Genomic DNA, 18468 nt, shown 5'->3' with positions numbered 1-18468 from the left:
TGTCCAGATCGGGGTGCATGAGCGAGTAGGGCGTTGACATCGTATTCATCGTGTTTGTCCTTTCCCTGCGTTCGGGCGTACATGTTCAATTATCGCATAGTTTCGGCGACGTTCCAACGGTTTGCGGACGTAGAGCAAGCCCGCGCCGTCCCGCTGGGCCCTTCGCTCATGACGCAATCGTGCGTTCGCGTTGAAGCGCGGGGTACTACTGGGAGATATGAAAGAATTCTGTCAGAAATGGGGCAAGCGCATTGCCACCAAAGAGATGCTGCTCATCGTCATCGTCACGCTCGCGGCCACGGGCGTCGGCATGTGGGCGGCGCAGTTCCCGGGACTGAAGATCCTCGGCGCGCTCATCATCTCGCTGCTGATCGGCATGGTCGTCCAGTTCCCGATCCGCGCATGGTACACGAAGAACGATCCGCAGCGTCAGGCGCGCGTCAAGGACGCCGCCGGACTCATCGCGAACAGGTTCCTGCGTCTGGGCATCATCCTGCTCGGCTTCAAGCTCAACCTGCAGCTGCTGTTCACGACGGGCGCGAAGTGCCTTCCGCTCGCCGTCGTCATCGTCACCGTCACCGTGCTGCTCACCTACGGCATCTGCCGCTGGATGGGCGTCGACCCGCTGATGGCCATCCTCGTGGCCTGCGGCACCGGCATCTGCGGCGCCGCCGCCGTCATGGGCGTCTCCGGTTCGGTCAAGGTCTCGCCCAAGCGCGAGGAGGAGAAGGAGAACGACGAGGTCACCGCGATCGCGATCGTCGCGATCATGGGCACGATCTTCGCGCTGCTCGAGATCGCCATCCTGCCGATGATGCACCTCAACCAGGCGCAGGAGGGCTTCGTCGCCGGCGGCTCGCTGCACGAGATCGCGCACGCCGTCGCCGCGGGCGAGGGCCTCAACGACCCGCAGCTCGCCGCGCAGCAGGGCGTCGTCGAAGCGGCGACGATGGCGAACATCATCAAGCTCTCGCGTGTGCTCATGCTCGTCTTCGTCGCGATCATCGTCGCGATCTGGTGGGACAAGAGGCACAGCGAGGTCCCGTCGGACGGCGGCAAGCGCAAGGTCGCCTTCCCATGGTTCATGCTCGGCTTCATCGCGACGGCCGCGATCGGCACGTTCATGCTCGAGACCTGGCCGTCGACGACCGGGTTCGTCAACGTGCTCGGCAACGACGTCGCGAAGATCTTCCTCGGCATGGCGATGGCCGCGCTCGGCATCAACGTCAACTTCAAGGCGCTCGCCAAGGGCGTCAAGCCCTTCGTCGCCTCGCTCATCGCGTCGGTCATCCTCGTCGCGATGTGCATCGGCATGGCGCTGGTGTTCTTCCCCGCGAAGTGACGTCGGCCCGACCGGCCGGCACCGGCATCCTGTTCCCGCGTCGCCCGCATCCCGTTTCCCCGGGACGCGGGCGACGCCGTCTTTTTCCGCCCGGCGCGAAACGGAGCGGGCGTTGCCGGAACGGCCGCGGCGACGCTGCGAACGTTCGTGACATGGGGGGCACTACAATGACGATGGCGTCCGCGCGGGATCCTGTGCCGCCGCGTGCCGCCGAGAGCAGTCCAGAGAAGTCAAGGAGACCTTTATGACCAATCTTTCGATGGCGGGCATGTTCCATTGGAAACTGCACGGCGACGGCAAGACGCTCGGCCCCGGCGAGGTCGTCGAGCCGAACGAGCGCCTCACCTGGCCGCGCACGATCGAGATCGGCGCGCAGCACGTCGTGGCGATGTTCGGCGCCACGTTCCTCGTGCCGATCCTCACGCATTTCGACCCCTCCACGACGCTGTTCTTCACGGCGTTCTCGACGGCGCTGTTCCTGCTCATCAACAGGAACATCCTGCCGTCCTATCTCGGCTCCTCCTTCGGCTTCATCGCCCCGATCACGGCCGTCTACAGCGCCGGCAAGGGCATCGCCGTCGCCAGCTTCGGCATCCTGTGCACCGGCCTGCTGCTCGCGCTCATAGGCGTGGCCGTGCAGCTGGCCGGCGCCGTGTGGATCGACCGCATCATGCCGCCGGTCGTCAACGGCGCGATCGTCGCGATCATCGGCTTCAACCTCGCGCCGACCGTGTGGACGAACTTCCAGACGGCGCCGGACACGGCGCTCGTCACGCTGTTCGCCGTCATCCTCGTCGCCGTGCTGTTCAAGGGTCTGCTCGGCCGCCTCAACATCCTCATCGGCGTCCTCATCGGCTACGCGTACGCGTGCGTGCGCGGACAGGTCGACTTCGCGGCGATCGAAAAGGCCGCATGGATCGGCTTCCCGCGCTTCCACCTGCCGCACGTCGACTTCTCGGTGCTGCCGATGTTCCTGCCGGTCGTCCTCGTGCTCATCGCCGAGAACGTCGGCCACGTCAAGTCGGTCGCCGCGATGACCGGCCACGACTATGACGACCAGATCGGCACCGCGCTCATCGCCGACGGCCTCGGCACGACGGTCGCCGGCTTCGGCGGCGGCTCCGGCACGACGACCTACGGCGAGAACATCGGCGTCATGGCCGCGACGAAGGTGTATTCGACGGCGGCCTACTGGTGCGCCGCCGGCTTCGCGTTCATCCTGTCGCTGTGCCCGAAGTTCGGCGAGGTCATCAACTCGATCCCCTCCGGCGTCCTCGGCGGCGTCACGACGCTGCTGTACGGCATGATCGGCATGATCGGCGTGCAGATCTGGGTCGACAACAAGGTCGACTTCAGCAAGCCGCTCAACATCATGACCGCCTCGATCGTCATGATCATCGGCATCGCCAACTTCCAGTTCGCGATCTCCGACGTGCAGTTCAACGGCATCGCGATCGGTTCGATCGCCGTGCTCGTGCTCTACCACGGCCTCAAGGCGATCGGACGGGCGACCGGCGCGATCCCGAAGACGCCGTCCGCCGACGACTCCGCGCCGTCCAGGCCGTCCGCCGGCGAGGACGAGGCGGCGCAGTGGACGTCCCCGAAGGACGCGCAGCCCGAGCAGCGGGATTCCGTGAAGATCGTCAAGTAACGACAGACCGCGCGATCCGTCCATGGACCTCGCGCGGGCCGGAAGCGGACGTGGACCGTGTAGCGGGGTGCTGCTAAAATGTTCGAGTTTGCGCATCCTGCGCCGACATCTGACTAGGAAGGCCACCGTGCCCGCTTCACCTGTTCCATCCGTTCCATCCGACATCACCCCCGCATCCGGCGTCGACGATTCCGCCGTGCAGGAGACCAAGACCTTCGCCGAGCTCGGCGTCGACAGCCCGATCGTGCATCTGCTGGCCGACGAGGGCAAACGCGCCGCGTTCCCGATCCAGCAGGACACGCTGCCCGATTCGCTCGCCGGCCGCGACGTGCTCGGCCGCGGCCGCACCGGCTCCGGCAAGACGCTCGCGTTCGCGATCCCGCTCGTGACGCGCATCGCGGAATCCTTCGACGACGACCGCGAGCACGGCCGCCGCGAGCCGCGCGGCGCGAAACCGCATCCGCGCGGCCTTGTGCTCGCGCCGACGCGCGAGCTCGCCAACCAGATCAACGACGTCGTCGCGCCGCTCGCCGCGCTGTACGGGATGACGACGACGACCGTCTACGGCGGCGTGCGCTACGCGCGGCAGTTGCGCGACCTCAACGACGGCGCGCAGATCGTCGTCGCCTGCCCGGGCCGTCTCGAGGACCTCATCGAGCAGGGCGCGCTCACGCTCGACGACGTGCGCGTCGTAGTGCTCGACGAGGCCGACGAGATGGCCGACATGGGCTTCCTGCCGCCGATCAAGCGTCTGCTCGCGCAGATCCCGCGCGACGCGCAGCACATGCTGTTCTCGGCGACGCTCGACCATGGCGTCGACGCCGTCGTCGACGAGTTCCTCGACGATCCGAAGGTGCACAGCGTCGACGAGGCGACCGACCGCGCCGACCTGATGACGCATCATGTGTTCCTGACGACGAAGGCCGACAAGAACGAGCTCGTGCGCGCGCTCGCGAGCGGCAAGGGCCGCCGCATCCTGTTCACGCGCACGAAGTTCCAGGCGAAGAAGCTCGCGAAGGCGCTCACGCAGCAGGGCATCCCGGCCGCGGAGCTGCACGGCAACCTCAGCCAGAACCAGCGCGACCGCAACCTGCAGGCCTTCGAATCGGGGGCGACGAACGTGCTCGTCGCGACCGACGTCGCCGCGCGCGGCATCGACGTCAGCGGCGTCGAACTCGTCATCCAGGTCGACCCGCCGGACGACCCCAAGTCGTTCCTGCACCGTTCGGGACGCACGGCGCGCGCCGGCAAGGCCGGTGATGTCGTCACGATCGTCACGCCGGACCAGAAGCGCTATGCGCGCGGGCTGCTGCGCCGCGCGGGGCTGACGATCAAGCCGCTCGAGATCCGTCCGGACTCGCTGCAGGTCGCCGAGCTCGTCGGCGAGACGGCGCCGCTCGTCGAGGGATGGGAGCTGCCCGAGCTTGAACGCCGGCGCGGCAAGCGTCCGCACGGCAGGAGGCCCGAACGCCGCGAGGCGCGCCAGTCGCGCAGCGCGAAGGCGCGGCGCAACCAGACCCGCACCCGCGAACGCAACCGCGAGCTGCAGCGGCAGATCGACGACGAACGCCGCGAGTTCGCGCAGCGCTTCCTCGGCGACGTGCACAGCGTGCGCGCCGCCGAATCGCAGGCCGCCGAACCGGCCGGCCGTGACGAGAAGCCGCGCCGCGACCATCGCCATGACGACCGTCGCGACGACCGGCGCGGGCGTCGCCGTCACGGCGATGAGCGTCGCAGTGAGGAGCGCCATGGCGGCAAGCGCATCCACCGCCGCGAGCAGCTCATCGTGCGCGACGAGCGCGGCGAGGACGCCAAACGTCAGGAGCGCCGCGAGGATGCGCGCCGCAGGCGTCGGCAGGAGAACGGCGACCAGGCCAAGTCGGCCAGGCGCGGCGGTGCGAAGAAGCGCGGCGGCGGCATGCGCAAGCGCGCCAACGGCAAGCGCCGTTCGGCGCCGTTCCGCACGCGCTGAGCGGGCGCATGTCCATCGCCGACGCCTATGCAATCGCGATGAGGGGCGGCATCCGGAACATGTTCCGGATGCCGCCCCTCATCGATGTTCGTACGCCGTGCCGGTCATGCAGCCGGCCTCGCCGTCCCGTCCGCCTATTCGTCCCGCCTGGCGGGATCGCCCCCGTTGAGCTTCGCGGCGATCCTCGCGGCGAGCGCGCGCGGGACGAGGCGCACGCCGAAGGCCGCCATCTTCGCGAGCGCGCCCTGGTAGGCGAGCGCGCTACCGGCCTGCATCTTCGCATAGGCGAAGGCGGCCGTGCGTTCGGGCGTCGACGGCCTGAGCACCGGCAATGTGTAGAAGTTCTTCCCCCTCATGTGCGCGGCGCTCTCGAATCCGGTGGACACGGGGCCGGGGCACACCGTCGTCACCGTCACGCCGCTGCCGCGCAGCTCGTAGGCGACCGCCTCGCCGAGCGAACGCACGAAGGCCTTCGTCGCGTAGTACATCGCCATGTACGGTCCGGGGGCGACCGACGCGACCGACGCGACGTTGAGGATGCGGCCGTGGCCGCGTGCGCGCATGTCGGCGCCGAAGCGGCGCATGAGCTCGGCGAGCGTGACCATGTTCACCTGCATCATCGCGCGCATCCGCGTCCCGTCCATGTCGAGGAAGGCGCTCCAGTCGCCGAATCCGGCGTCGTTGACGAGCGTGTCGACGGCGATGCCGCGTTCGCGCGTGAAACGGTGCAGGCGCTGCGCGGCGTCGGGATGCGCCAGGTCGATCGTGACGGCGATGACGTGCGCGTTGAGGTCGTGTTCGAGCGTCGCCTTGAGCACGGCGAGCCTGCCGGCGTCGCGTCCGGTGATGACGAGGTCGGCGTCGTGCTGCGCACAGCGCAGCGCGAGCTCCCTGCCGATGCCGCCGGTGGCTCCTGTGATCAGTGTCGTCATGATGGGGTCCTTTCCGCGGGGTTGCGCAGGTCGCGCGGGACGTCCCCGCCGGCGCTCCCGCGCGCGTCGTCGCCGCCCACTGTAGTCCGCCGCCGCTGGGTCCGGGATGTGTTCAGCTCGTCGCCGACGCCGTGCGCGACATGCCCGCGGGGCGTCCATATGGAATAGCAGGCGCGCCGCCGGCGTTGATTCTGGTGGTGCCAGCGGTCCGTCACGGGCGTGCCCGATGATCGGGGCGCCGGCTTTTCCGATGTATTGGCATAGGGCAAGGAGCGAAACGATGGCGACTGCGGGCATCATCGTCGCGGCGGCGCTGCTCAGCGCGCTGCTGCTGTGGTATTTCCTCGCGCCCCGGCGCGCCGCGCACGCGGATGAGGACGTGTCCGGCGGCGTGCAGCGGGTGCGCATCGAGGTCAAGGGCGGCTATGAACCGGGCGAGGTCATCGTGCGCGCCGGCGTGCCGACGCTCATCGACTTCGACCGGCGCGAGGGCGGCGAATGCTCGTCGCACGTCGTCTTCGCCGACCTCGGCGTCGACGCCGCGCTGCCGGCCTTCGCGCACACCGAACTGCCGCTGCCGGCGCTGCCCGCCGGCGACTATCCCTTCGCCTGCGGCATGAACATGCTCCACGGCATGCTGCGCGTCGAAGGCGACGGCGGCGACGCGGCCGCCACGGTGTTGCCCGCCGCGCCGGCCGCCGTCGCCGAAAGCGACGACATGCTGCGCGAGCGCCAGCATGCCGAGGACCTCGACCGGGCCCACGAGATCCGGACGCTGACGCGCCGTCTCGTCGTCGCCGCCGTGTTCACGGTGCCGCTGCTGCTCGTCGCGATGCTGCCGATGATCCCGTCCGTCGGCGTCTGGATGCGAGCCTCGCTGCCGGCGTGGACGCTCGGCCCGTGGCTGCAGCTCGCGCTGACGGTCCCGGTCATGTTCTACTGCGGCTGGCCGGTGCACCGCACCGGATGGCTCGCGATCGCGCACCGCGCGCCGGAGATGAACTCGCTCGTCACGCTCGGCACGATCGCCGCCTTCGGCTACAGCCTCGTCGCCACGGTATGGCCGGGTCTGCTGCCGGCCGCGGCGCGCGCGCCGTACTACGAGGCCGTCGGCACGATCATCACGCTGATGATTCTCGGCCAGCTGCTCGAGGCGAAGGCGCGCGCCGGCACCGGAGACGCGATCCGCGAGCTCATCGGGCTGCGTCCCGACACGGCGACCGTCATCCGCGACGGACGTCCGACGACCGTCGCGACCGCGGACATCGCCGTCGGCGACGTCGTCGAGGTGCGCCCCGGCGAACGTCTGCCCGTCGACGGCGTCGTCGTGTCCGGCACGAGCGCCGTCGACGAGTCGATGATCACCGGCGAGTCGCTGCCGGTCGCCAAGACGGTCGGCGACCCGGTCACCGGCGCGACGATGAACACGACCGGCGCGCTGCGCTACCGCGCGACGCGCGTCGGCGCCGACACGACGCTCTCCGGCATCATCCGCCTCGTGCGTGCCGCACAGACCTCGAAGGCGCCGATCCAGCGCATGGCCGACAAGGTCGCCGGCGTGTTCGTGCCGGCCGTCGTCCTCGTCGCGATCTGGACCTTCGTCATCTGGTGGTGCGTCGGCGTGCCGCCGCGCGGCCTGTACGGACTCATCTGCGCGATCTGCGTGCTCGTCATCGCCTGCCCGTGCGCGCTCGGTCTGGCCACGCCGCTGTCGATCACGACGGCGACCGGACGCGGCGCGCGCCACGGCGTGCTCTACCGCAACGCCGAGGCGCTCGAGACGGCCGCGAAGATCGACGTCGTCGTCTTCGACAAGACCGGCACGATCACGCGCGGCGAGCCGCACGTCGTCCGCATCGCCGCGCTTGGCGCCGACGGCGCCTTCGACGCTGCGATCGACGACGCGACGCTCGCCGTCGTCGCCGCCGCCGAGGCGAAGTCGGAGCATCCGCTCGCGCACGCCGTCGTCGAGGCCGCCCATGCGCGCCATCTCGACGTCCCCGAATGCCTGACCTTCGTCGCCGTGCCCGGAGGCGGCGTGCGCGCTGACGTGGACGGCCACGACGTCGTCGTCGGCGCCGACCGCTTCGTCGGGGAATCCGTCGGCGCCGACGGCCTCGCCCCGGCGCGCGAGACGATGCGCCTGGCCGCGCAGGACGGCGCGACGCCGGTCGTCGCCGTCGTCGACGGCCGCGTCGTCGCCGTGTTCGCGATTCGCGACACGATCAAGGACGACGCGCGCGCCGCCGTCGACGCGCTGCATGCGCGCGGCATCGGCGTCGTCATGCTCACCGGCGACAACCGCCTGACGGCCGACGCGATCGCGCGCGAGGCCGGCATCGCGCATGTCGTCGCCGACGTGCGTCCCGAGGACAAGGAATCGGTCATCCTCGCGCTGCAGCGCCAGGGACGGCATGTGGCGATGGTCGGCGACGGCATCAACGACGCGCCCGCGCTCGCCCGCGCCGACCTCGGCATGGCGATGGGCACCGGCACCGACGTCGCGATCGAATCGGCCGACGTCACGCTGATGAACGGCTCGCTCACGTCGGTCGTCACCGCGCTCGACCTCGCGCATGCGACGATGCGCAACATCCGCCAGAACCTCGGGTTCGCGCTCGGCTACAACGGCCTGGGCATCCCGGTGGCCGCCGGCGTGCTCTACCCGGTCTGGCACGTGCTGCTCAACCCGATGATCGCCGGCGCGGCGATGGCGTTCTCGTCGCTGTCGGTCGTGCTCAACGCGAACAGGCTGCACGCCTTCGTCTCCGGACGCGCGCACCGCTACGCGATGCACGCTGCGCCCATCGGTGAATCGACGCTCGAGGCGGCGCGCGGCGGCGCGGGCCGTGTGCACAATGGTGACGGAACCAAGGACACTGCAACGAAAGGACATGCGATGGCAGATGAAACGGCAGCGGGGATCCTCGAGGATGCGATCGACGAGCAGCTCAGGCAGGAGGAAGCCGATGCCGAGGACGTCATCGACCCGGTGTGCGGCATGACGGTCGACCCGAAGGCGGCCGCCGCCAAGCGCGTGTGGCACGGCCGCACGATCTACTTCTGCAACCCGCACTGCGCCGAGGTCTTCGACACGAACCCGTCGAGCTACGTGGACGACTGAGCGCCGTCCATCGTTACGACGAATGCGCCGCGGGGCGCGCGCCGGCGATCCGGTGCGCGCCCCGCGGCGCATTCGTATCGGAATTCGGCGGCCGTCAGGCGCGGCGCCGGCCGCGCACGAGCGAGACGACGACGCCGATGACGACGCCGAGGCCGGCCGGCACGAGCCAGCCGAGCGCCAGGTCGTTGAGCGGCATCCATCCGCACGCCGTCTCGAGCCACGTCCAGCGGCCGCCGAGCGCGGCGACGAGGCCGACGACGCCGTTGGCGATGCTGTCGATGGCCGTGAGCAGCACCGTCCAGAAGTAGACGGCCGGGAAACGGCTCGTGAAGACGGAGTCGAACAGCGACAGGACGACGAGGACGATCGCAATCGGGTAGAGCGCCTCGAGCACCGGCACCGACAGGTTGATGATCGCGCTCAGGCCGATGTTCGCGATGACGAGCGCGACGAGCGCGAACGCGAGCGTCCAGACGCGGTAGGAGAGCGCATGCGGGAACTGCCTGTGGAAATACGACGCGCAGGTGGAGATGAGCCCCGCGCACACGTTGAAGCAGGCGACGACGAAGATGACGCCGACGAAGACGGTGCCGGCGTGGCCGAAGACCTGCTCGGTGAGGTTCGTGAGCACCGTCGCGCCGGTGTCCTTCTCGCCGTCGATGCCGCGGTACGAGCCGGAGACGGCGCCGACGAAACCGAGCATCGCGTAGATGACGACGAGCATGACGCCGGTGAACAGGCCGCCGAGGGCGGTCTCGCGGCGGTTGCCGTGCTCGTCGCGCACGCCCATCGCGCCGATGTTCGCCGAGATGACGATGCCGAAGTACAGGCCGGCGAGCAGGTCCATCGTCTGGTAGCCGTCGAGGAAGCCCTGCATGAGCTGATGGTGCGCGTACGCACCGCCCGGCGCGGCGAAGGGCGGATGGTGCACGCACAGGCAGGTGACGAACAGGACGGCGATCATGACGAGCAGCAGCGGGCCCATGATCTTGCCGAGCACCTGCGACAGGCGGTCGGGGTGCTGCGCGACGAGCCAGGCGAGCGCGAAGAAGACGATCGAATAGATCAGCTGGGTGACGCCGGGGTCGTCTCCGACGAAGGGCGCCACCGCCATCTCGAAGGATGTGGACGCCGTGCGCGGAATCGCGAACAGCGGGCCGATCGTGAGCATGATCGCCACGCCGAGCACGAGCGCGAAGCGCCTGGACACGCGCGCGCTGAGGTTGGCGAAGCCGCCGGCGCGCGCGACGACGATGACGCCGAGGATCGGCAGGCCGACGGCGGAGACGACGAAGCCGACCATGCCGAGCGCCGTGCGGCTGCCGGCGAGCGCACCCAGATACGGCGGGAAGATGAGGTTGCCGGCGCCAAAGAACATCGAGAAGAACGTGATGCCGACGATGACGCGCTGCCGTCTCGTCAGCCGCGTCTCACCCGCGCCGGGCAGCCGCGCGCCGTCGGCCTGCTCGACGTGTTCGGCGATGTCCTGCGCGACCTCGACGGCGTTCTCGGACGCCGGGTCGTCGGCGCCGTGCGCACCGCCGGACGTTGTGGGATGGGAATGGGAGTTCGGTGCGCGCATGACGTCGGATCGCCTCCAGAATGAATCGATGGGAAAGGATGGTCGCCCTCAAGTATAGGAGCCGTGAGCGGAGCGGAATGCGACGCCCGCGTACGGCGAACGGCGGCCGGGGCGCCCGCAGCGCCTTCCTACACTGAAGACGGCGTGGCATGGGCGGCGATGAAAGGGGATCGGATGCGGCAATCGGCGGACGGCATCATCGGCATGGAGGAGGGCAAGGCGGCGGGCGGCGGTACGGGCGCACCGTCTCGCCGACGGCTGCTGCTCGCGTCGTCGGCGGCCGGGCTGCTGCCGCTCATGCGCCGATGGCTCGGCCTGCGTCGCGGCGCCGTCGTCGGCTTCGTCCCGAACGCGAGCTTCGCCGAACACTACGGCTTCGCGAACCGGATGACGGCGCCGTGGTGGCGTCTGCGCGGCCTCGACGTGCGCGTCGTCGACTTGGACGGGAGGCGCTCGCGGATCTGCTCGCTGCTGCGCGGCTGCGACCTGCTGTACCTGTGCGGCGGCAACAGCTTCCATCTGATGCGCTGCCTGCGCGCCGCCGGCGTCGCGCCGCTCATCCGGGAACTCGTCGACTCGGGCGTGCCGTATGTGGGAGAATCGGCCGGCGCCGTCGTCGCGGCCCCGGACATCGACTACATCGCGCCGATGGACGCCCGCCGCGAACCGGCGACGACGTTGCGCGCGCGGCGTCGGCCCGCCGCACCGACGCCGGGGCTCGGCCTTACCGACGTGCATGTCGTCCCGCACGTCGGCGGCCGTATGCTCGGCGCGGCGGCCGACGAGATCCTGCATATGCACGCCGGCGACGCCGGATACCTGCCGCTGCGCAACGACGAGGCGCTGCTCGCCGAAGGCGGGCGTATGCGCCGCCTCGCCACCGGCTCGGCAGCCGCGCGGCTGCTGTAGCGCACGGCCGGCATGGGCCGCACGGACGCGGATGCGCCGGTGGCGAGACATGGACGGCGATATGGCCGCGCGGCGGCGCGGTGCGTTAGACTTGGGGGCGGTATCGTCACAGCGACATCGTCACCAGCAATGGAGGAACGCATATGAGCGCAGAAGCAAACGTCGGAGTTGTCGGACTCGCCGCGATGGGCGCGAGCCTGGCACGCAACCTCGCCCGCCACGGCAACCGGGTCGCCGTCTACAACCGGCACTATTCGCGCACCGAGCACCTGCTCGACGACTACGGCGACGAGGGCGAGTTCTATCCGGCGAAGACCGTCAAGGAGTTCGTCGACCTGCTCGAGAGGCCCCGCACCGCGATCATCATGGTCAAGGCCGGCGCGGCGACCGACGCCGTCATCGACGAGCTCGCCGAGTACATGGAGCCGGGCGACATCATCGTCGACGGCGGCAACTCGTACTTCAAGGACACGATCCGCCGCGAGAAGGAGCTGCGCGCCAAGGGCCTGCACTTCGTCGGCATGGGCGTCTCCGGCGGCGAGGAGGGCGCGCTGCTCGGCCCGTCGATGATGCCCGGCGGCTCCGACGCGTCGTGGGAGCGCCTCAAGCCGATCCTCGAATCGATCGCCGCGAAGGCGGACGACGGCGAACCGTGCGTCATGCACGTCGGCGAGAACGGCGCCGGCCACTTCGTCAAGATGGTGCACAACGGCATCGAATACGCAGACATGCAGCTCATCGCCGAAAGCTATGACATCATGCGCCGCGGCCTGGGCATGACGCCCGACGAGATCGGCGACGTCTTCGCGCGGTGGAACGGCACCGACCTCGACTCCTACCTCATCGAGATCACGGCCGAAGTGCTGCACAAGAAGGACCCGCAGACCGGCAAGCCGCTCGTCGACGTCATCCTCGACCATGCCGGCATGAAGGGCACCGGCACGTGGACCGTGCAGACGGCTCTCGAGCTCGGCGTGCCGGTCACCGGCATCGCCGAGGCCGTGTTCGCACGCGGCCTGTCCGACCAGACGGCGCTGCGCGACAAGGCGCAGGCCGACCCGTTCGAGGGCCCCGACGGCCACATCGAACTCGGCGTCGAGACACGCGAGGCCTTCATCGAACGCATCCGCCAGGCGCTGTACGCGTCGAAGATCGTCGCGTACGCGCAGGGCTTCAACGAGATCTCGCGCGCCGCCGAGACCTACGGCTGGGACATCGACATGGCGCATCTGGCGCGCATCTGGCGCGCCGGCTGCATCATCCGCGCGAAGTTCCTCGACCGCATCTCCGAAGCCTTCGAGGACGGTGCCGCCGACGTCTCGCTGCTGTTCGCCCCCTATTTCAAGCAGGGCATCGAGGCCAGCGAGTCCGACTGGCGCCACGTCGTGGCCACGACGGCCGAGGTCGGCCTGCCGGCGCCGGTCTTCTCATCGTCGCTCGCGTACTTCGACGGCCTGCGCGCCAGGCGTCTGCCGGCCGCCCTCATCCAGGGGCAGCGCGACCTGTTCGGCGCCCACACCTACCGCCGCGTGGACCAGCCGGGCGCCTGGCACATCCTGTGGGCCGAGCCCGGCCAGCGGGAAGTGAGGATGGCCGACTGACGGCCCCGTGCATATGCGAAGGCCGCCGACCCCGGGATAGGGGTCGGCGGCCTTCGTCGTCCGGTTGCGTGCGGCGGACGGTCGCCGTTCAGGCGCGCAGCTTCGCCGTCGACGCCTCGTCGCCGATCCACAGCAGCTGGCGTCGCGCGTCGGCGAAGGACGCCGGATAGTGCATGTCGCGCTCGTTCGTGAAGGTCTGCGCCATCGCGTCGGCCTTCGCCGCGCGCGAGCCGCAGATCCACAGATAGTCGGTCCTGGCGATCATCGGCACCGTGAAGGTCAGGCGCGTCGGCGGCGGCTTGGGGGAGTCGTCGACGCCGGTCACGAGGACGTCCGGGTCGTCGCCGAGCAGCTCCTTGTGGTCGGGGAACAGCGAAGCGAAATGGCCGTCGGGTCCGACGCCGAACATCATGATGTCCATCGCCGCCGCCTGGCCGAGCTCGCCGAGCAGCTCCGACTGGTAGACGGCGGCCGCGTGCCGCAGCGCGTCGCGCGTCTGCCGGGGCGTCGCGTCGGCACGCTGCCGCGCGTCGCGCGTGTCGGCCGGCATCGCGTGAATCTGCGCGTCGTCCATGCGCCCCTCGGCGACCAGACAGTCGAACAATGCGCCGCGCGCCTGCTTCTCGTTGCGCTCGTCGCTGTCGGCGGGCACGAAGCGTTCGTCGCCCCACCAGATGTGCACGCGGCGCCAGTCGACGACGTCGAGCAGCGGCGAGGACGCGATCGCCCTGAGGATCGCCGTGCCGTCGGTGCCGCCGGTCACGGCGACGTCGACGCGCTCGCGGTCGGGCCGGTCGAGCACCTCGTTCATCGTCAGCAACGTGCGCGCGGCGATCGCCTCGGCGAACAGCCGCTGGTCGGGGTAGGTGATGAGTTCGCGTTCGATCATCGCATGTCCTCCTGCAGCCGGTCCCTCGCGCCGTCGGGGTGGATGCGCCGCCAGCCGTCGGTGATGACCCGCGCGTAAATCTCGTCGGGGTAGAGGCGGCCGAGCTCCTCGCTCAGGCAGTCGCCGAGCGAGCGCATCGGCAGCGGAATCGTCTGCGCGGACTGCTCGGGCACGCTGATCGTGACGATGTCGTCGTGGTCGTGGCAGCGCACGAGGCTGAGCACGCCTCCGTCCTCGCGCGTCAGGTTCACCGCGCAGATCGCCGTCGCGTCGTCGTCGGTCTCGATCGAGACCGGGATGTCGAGGCTGACGGCGAGCCATGCGGCGAGCAGGTCCTTGGGCAGGTAGTCCGCCTCGCCGACGACGTTCGCGGCCGTGATGCGCATGTGCGGCGGCTGGTCGAGCATCGCCGCGAGCAGCGCGCGCCAGCGCGTGAGCCTCGTCCACGACATGTCGACGTTCTTCGGCGAGCGGTTGCGCCGCAGGTCCTCGATCGTGCGCATCGGGTTGACCGAACGCATCGCGTCGGTGATGCGCGACTGCGCCATCGCGCCGACGAGGTCCTTCGACGGGTTGGCCGGCGCCTCGGTCGGCCACCAGGCCACGATCGGCGCATCCGGCACGAGCAGCGGCGTGACGAGCGTGTCGAGATGGTGGATGAGGCCGCCGCGCGGACGCAGCACGATGATCTCGCCCGCGCCGGCGTCGGCGCCGATGCGCACCTCGGCGTCGAGGTAGGTGCGGTCCTCCTCGGGCTCACCCATGCGCCTCGAGCTCGGCGCGATCGCGATGACGCGGCACGGATGGTCACGGCTCGCGTCGTTCGCCAATGCGAGCGAGTTCTCGAGATGGTCCTCGTCGGTGACGATGAGCAGCGTCAGCACGCGGCCGAGCGCGACCTCGCCGCGCTCCTCGTGCAGTTCGTCGATCTTGTTCGAGATCTCATTGGTCTCGGTGTCCCGCATCGTAATGATCATGGCATCCTCCAACGGTGTCCGTCGCGTGCAAGCATCTCCACGGCCTCCTGCGGGCCCCACGTACCGGCGCGGTAGGGCTGCGGCTGTCCCAGCGTCGACCAGAAGTCCTCGATCGGGTCGAGGATGCGCCAGGACAGGTCCACCTCCTTCGTCGTCGGGAACAGCGGCGGGTCGCCGAGCAGCACGTCGAGAATCAGGCGCTCGTAGGCCTCGGGGGAGGCCTCGGTGAACGAACGGCCGTAGCTGAAGTCCATCGACACGTCGCGCACCTCCATCGACGTGACCCCCGGCACCTTCGAGCCGAAGCGGATCGTGACGCCCTCGTAGGGCTGGACGCGGATGACGATCGCGTTCTTGCCGAGCTCCTGCGTCGCCGTCGACTCGAAGGGCAGATGCGGGGCGCGCTTGAAGACGAGCGCGATCTCGGTGACGCGCCTGCCCAGACGCTTGCCGGTGCGCAGGTAGAAGGGGACGCCGGCCCAGCGGCGCGTGTCGATGTCGAGGCGGATCGCCGCGTAGGTCTCGGTCGTCGAATCCGGGTCGATGCCCTTCTCCTCGAGATAGCCGCACACCGGCTCCGAGCCTTGCCAGCCGGCCGAGTACTGGCCTCGCGCCGTGTGGGCGGCCAGGTCGCGCGGCAGCCGCACGGCGGAGAGCACCTTCGTCTTCTCGGCCATCAGGTCGCGCGCCGAGAACGAGACCGGCTCCTCCATCGCCGTGAGCGCCATGAGCTGCAGCAGATGGTTCTGGATGACGTCCCTGGCCGCGCCGATGCCGTCGTAGTAGCCGGCGCGCCCGGCGACGCCGATGTCCTCGGCCATCGTGATCTGCACATGGTCGACGTAGTTCGCGTTCCAGATCGGCTCGTACATCGTGTTCGCGAAGCGCAGCGCGAGCAGGTTCTGCACGGTCTCCTTGCCCAGATAGTGGTCGATGCGGAACACCGAATCGGGGTCGAAGACCTCGGAGATGACCTCGTCGAGCTGCTGCGCGCTCGCCAGGTCGTGGCCGAAGGGCTTCTCGATGATGACGCGGCGCCACGCGTCCTCGCCGGACTTCGCCAGGCCGCAGTTCGCCAGCTGGCGCGCCACGATCGGGAAGTCGCGCGGCGGTACCGACATGTAGAACGCGTGGTTGCCGCGCGTACCGCGGTCGCGGTCGAGCTCGGCGACGGTGTCGCTCAGGCGCGCGAAGGCATCCGGGTCCTCGAAGGTGCCGCGCACGAAGCGGATGCCGCGGGCGAGCTGGTCCCAGGTCGCGTCGTTGAACTGCGTGCGGCAGTGCGCCTGCACGTTCTCCTTGACGAACTCCTTGAAGTGGTCCTCGGTCCAGTCGCGCCGCGCGAAGCCGGTCAGGCCGAAGCTCGGCGGCAGCAGGCCGCGGTTCGCCAGATCATAGATGGCCGGCAGCAGCTTCTTGCGCGACAGGTCGCCGGTCACGCCGAAGATCACGATGCTGCATGGTCCTGCGATGCGGGGAAGGCGCAGATCCCTGGGGTCCCTCAGCGGGTTGACCCAATCGAGCGGCGCCGCCCCTTGTTCAGTTGTCTGTGTCATGTCTGCCATCCTAGCGCCGCCCGCGTCCCCGTCCGTACGCGCACGCCGCTTTTCCACGCTCGGGGCAATGGATGCGTCCTACGCGTGCGATCGCATGCGCGCCCTGATGCGCGCGGCGATCGACGGGCCGGCCTTCGCCGCCGCAGGACGCAGCGGGCAGCCGGCGCAGACGATCGAACCGGGCGACGGCTCGCACGGTCCGGCCGAGCAGCCGGCCGTCAGCTCGACGACGTCGATCATGCCGTGCGCGCGCGCATGCTCGACGATCTGCTCGACGAAGTCGCGCGGCAGCCCGCGTCCGGCCGCGCACTGCGCGACGCTCATGCCGGCCTCCAGATCGGCGACGACGGCGGCGACGACGTGCGTGCGTGCGCCGCGCGCCGGCCGGCGCCCGTCGCCGGTGCGCCTGAAGCCGCTCATAGCAGCCACCTCAGCGTCTGGAACGCGACGACGGCAAGCAGATAGGCGACGACGAGTCCGAGTCCGACCGACTGCATCGCGATGCGCGTCGAATACTGCCGTCTGAGTTCGGCGACCGTCGCCAGGCACGGCGTGTACGCGAGCGTGAACAGCATGAACGCGATCGCGGCGGCGCGTCCGTGGCCGCCCGAGCTCTCGTCGAAGGAGGCGCGCATCGCGGCGCCGAGCGAACCCTCGCCCTGCTGCTGCTCGTCCTCGTCGCCGGTGTCGATGCTGTAGGACTGCGCCATCGACGCGACGACGACCTCCTTGGCGACGAAGCCGGTCATCAGCGCCGCCGAGGCGTGCCAGTCGTCGAAGCCGGCGGGCGCGAAGACCGGGGCGACATGGTCGGCGACGACGCCGTAGAGGGAATCGTGCACGTCGTCGACCTTCGCGAAGGAGCCGGCCGCGGCGGTCGCCGGGATCGACTGCAGCAGCCACATGACGACGAGCATCGAGACGATGATCGTGCTCGCGCCGCGCACGAAGCCCCACAGCCGCATCAGCACCGAGCGGCCGAGCGTGATCAGGCGCGGCACCTGGTAGGGCGGCAGGCTCATCGCGAACGGCTCGGAGCGCACGTCGGTGAAGCGCACGCGGCGCAGCAGGACGCCGACGAGCAGGATGAGCACGATCGAGCACACGTACATCAGGAAGACGACGAGGCCGGCCCGGTCGCGGAAGAACGCGTAGGCGAGCACGAGGTAGACGCTCAGGCGCGCCGTGCAGCTCGAGAACGGCACGAGCATGCCGACGAGGACGCGTTGGCGCGAATCGGGCAATGTGCGCGTGGCGGCGAGCGCCGGCAGGTTGCAGCCGAAGCCGATGACGATCGGCAGGAACGCGCGGCCGTCGAGGCCCATGCAGCGCATCGCGCGGTCCATGACGAAGGCGGCACGCGCGAGGTAGCCGGAATCCTCGAGCAGGCTCAGCAGGATGAACATGATGCCCATCGGCGGGATGAAGGTGGCGACGGCGACGACGCCGTCGATGACGCCGTCGACGACGAGCGAATGGACCCACGAACCGGACGCGGCGGGGCCGAAGCGCGCGAAGAGCCAGTCGGCGCCGGCGACGAGCCAGTCGCGCACGGCGCCGTCGATCCAGTCCTGGGCGGGGCCGGCGAGCGTCGTCGTCGCCTCGAACACGCCGAGCATGAGCAGCAGAAAGGCGACGACGCCGAGGACCGGGTTGAGCAATACGCGGTCGATGCGGTCGGAGACGGTGACGCGGTCGCGCGCCCGCATGTCGAGCCTGGAGAGCACGTCGGGCRGCCAGTCGAAGCGCGCGTCGGCGCCGCCCTCGACCCAGTCGCGCGCGTCGACGTCGCCGACCTGCACCTTCGTCAGGCCGTGCGGCATCGGCGTGCCGGACAGATGCACGCCGACGGCGTCCATCAGCGCGGCCGCCCGCGCCGATCTGGGTCGTCGCGACCGTCACGAATCTGCGCGACGTCGTCACCGAGCGGCTG

12 protein-coding genes and 1 pseudogene are annotated in these 18468 nt (G+C 69.8%); 6 read left to right on the top strand and 7 right to left on the bottom strand.

From position 1 onward, the window contains the following. Positions 1 to 217: 217 nt before the first annotated feature. From BCHO_RS08345 to BCHO_RS08335, 3 genes are all read left to right on the top strand, one after another. Complete coding sequence (locus BCHO_RS08345; RefSeq protein ID WP_024541211.1) at positions 218 to 1342, top strand: YeiH family protein; 1125 nt, start codon at positions 218 to 220, stop codon at positions 1340 to 1342. Positions 1343 to 1610: 268 nt separating this feature from the next. Continuing rightward, entirely contained in the window at positions 1611 to 2993 is a 1383-nt protein-coding gene (locus tag BCHO_RS08340; protein ID WP_420306807.1) for a uracil-xanthine permease family protein, read from the top strand. A gap of 196 nt (positions 2994 to 3189) precedes the next feature. After that, entirely contained in the window at positions 3190 to 4965 is a 1776-nt protein-coding gene (locus BCHO_RS08335) for a DEAD/DEAH box helicase (RefSeq protein ID WP_024541213.1), read from the top strand. A 134-nt stretch (positions 4966 to 5099) separates the two neighbouring features. Here BCHO_RS08335 and BCHO_RS08330 read toward each other — a convergent pair whose 3' ends face one another. After that, positions 5100 to 5897, bottom strand: a complete 798-nt coding sequence (locus tag BCHO_RS08330) for an SDR family NAD(P)-dependent oxidoreductase (RefSeq protein WP_024541214.1) — start codon at positions 5895 to 5897, stop codon at positions 5100 to 5102. A 280-nt stretch (positions 5898 to 6177) separates the two neighbouring features. Between BCHO_RS08330 and BCHO_RS08325 the strand changes: the two genes are divergently transcribed. Then, on the top strand, positions 6178 to 9021 hold the full coding sequence (locus BCHO_RS08325) for a heavy metal translocating P-type ATPase (protein WP_024541215.1): 2844 nt from the start codon (positions 6178 to 6180) through the stop codon (positions 9019 to 9021). Positions 9022 to 9115: 94 nt separating this feature from the next. Here BCHO_RS08325 and brnQ read toward each other — a convergent pair whose 3' ends face one another. After that, positions 9116 to 10603, bottom strand: coding sequence for a branched-chain amino acid transport system II carrier protein (gene brnQ, locus BCHO_RS08320; RefSeq protein WP_024541216.1), 1488 nt, complete (start codon positions 10601 to 10603; stop codon positions 9116 to 9118). Positions 10604 to 10777: 174 nt separating this feature from the next. Here brnQ and BCHO_RS08315 point away from each other — a divergent pair, with 174 nt between their 5' ends. Then, a complete protein-coding gene (locus tag BCHO_RS08315) occupies positions 10778 to 11512 on the top strand; it encodes a Type 1 glutamine amidotransferase-like domain-containing protein (RefSeq protein ID WP_024541217.1) in 735 nt (244 codons plus the stop codon). 143 nt (positions 11513 to 11655) lie between these two features. Then, complete coding sequence (gndA, locus tag BCHO_RS08310) at positions 11656 to 13113, top strand: NADP-dependent phosphogluconate dehydrogenase (protein WP_024541218.1); 1458 nt, start codon at positions 11656 to 11658, stop codon at positions 13111 to 13113. An 88-nt stretch (positions 13114 to 13201) separates the two neighbouring features. Here the strand turns inward: gndA and pgl are convergent, their stop codons facing one another. The 5 genes and pseudogenes from pgl to feoB all read right to left on the bottom strand — a co-directional run. After that, a complete protein-coding gene (gene pgl, locus BCHO_RS08305) occupies positions 13202 to 14002 on the bottom strand; it encodes a 6-phosphogluconolactonase (protein ID WP_029675595.1) in 801 nt (266 codons plus the stop codon). Next, positions 13999 to 14979: a glucose-6-phosphate dehydrogenase assembly protein OpcA gene (locus BCHO_RS08300; protein WP_024541220.1), complete on the bottom strand. Its 981-nt coding sequence runs from the start codon at positions 14977 to 14979 to the stop codon at positions 13999 to 14001. Before BCHO_RS08300 ends, pgl begins: the two co-directional genes overlap by 4 nt. After that, positions 14976 to 16544 carry a glucose-6-phosphate dehydrogenase gene (gene zwf / locus BCHO_RS08295; RefSeq protein ID WP_033491510.1) on the bottom strand — a complete coding sequence of 523 codons (1569 nt, stop codon included), beginning with the start codon at positions 16542 to 16544 and terminating at the stop codon, positions 14976 to 14978. Before zwf ends, BCHO_RS08300 begins: the two co-directional genes overlap by 4 nt. Positions 16545 to 16613: 69 nt before the next feature. After that, a complete protein-coding gene (locus tag BCHO_RS08290) occupies positions 16614 to 16955 on the bottom strand; it encodes a hypothetical protein (RefSeq protein ID WP_051354906.1) in 342 nt (113 codons plus the stop codon). Beyond that, a pseudogene (feoB, locus tag BCHO_RS08285) lies at positions 16952 to 18397 on the bottom strand (ferrous iron transport protein B); the annotation flags it as partial. The pseudogene feoB and the gene BCHO_RS08290, both read right to left, overlap by 4 nt. Between the last annotated feature and the right edge of the window lie 71 nt (positions 18398 to 18468).

Origin of the sequence: Bifidobacterium choerinum (genome assembly GCF_000741135.1) — a bacterium.
Taxonomy (GTDB): domain Bacteria; phylum Actinomycetota; class Actinomycetes; order Actinomycetales; family Bifidobacteriaceae; genus Bifidobacterium; species Bifidobacterium choerinum.
This window is presented reverse-complemented; position numbering and strand designations above follow the sequence as displayed.

Coding starts and splice junctions, on each gene's coding strand:
- BCHO_RS08345 (WP_024541211.1), top strand. CDS start 218: ATGAAAGAATTCTGTCAGAAATGGGGCAAGCGCATTGCCACCAAAGAG.
- BCHO_RS08340 (WP_420306807.1), top strand. CDS start 1,611: ATGTTCCATTGGAAACTGCACGGCGACGGCAAGACGCTCGGCCCCGGC.
- BCHO_RS08330 (WP_024541214.1), bottom strand. CDS start 5,897: ATGACGACACTGATCACAGGAGCCACCGGCGGCATCGGCAGGGAGCTC.
- BCHO_RS08325 (WP_024541215.1), top strand. CDS start 6,178: ATGGCGACTGCGGGCATCATCGTCGCGGCGGCGCTGCTCAGCGCGCTG.
- brnQ (WP_024541216.1), bottom strand. CDS start 10,603: ATGCGCGCACCGAACTCCCATTCCCATCCCACAACGTCCGGCGGTGCG.
- BCHO_RS08315 (WP_024541217.1), top strand. CDS start 10,778: ATGCGGCAATCGGCGGACGGCATCATCGGCATGGAGGAGGGCAAGGCG.
- gndA (WP_024541218.1), top strand. CDS start 11,656: ATGAGCGCAGAAGCAAACGTCGGAGTTGTCGGACTCGCCGCGATGGGC.
- pgl (WP_029675595.1), bottom strand. CDS start 14,002: ATGATCGAACGCGAACTCATCACCTACCCCGACCAGCGGCTGTTCGCC.
- BCHO_RS08300 (WP_024541220.1), bottom strand. CDS start 14,979: ATGATCATTACGATGCGGGACACCGAGACCAATGAGATCTCGAACAAG.
- zwf (WP_033491510.1), bottom strand. CDS start 16,544: ATGGCAGACATGACACAGACAACTGAACAAGGGGCGGCGCCGCTCGAT.
- BCHO_RS08290 (WP_051354906.1), bottom strand. CDS start 16,955: ATGAGCGGCTTCAGGCGCACCGGCGACGGGCGCCGGCCGGCGCGCGGC.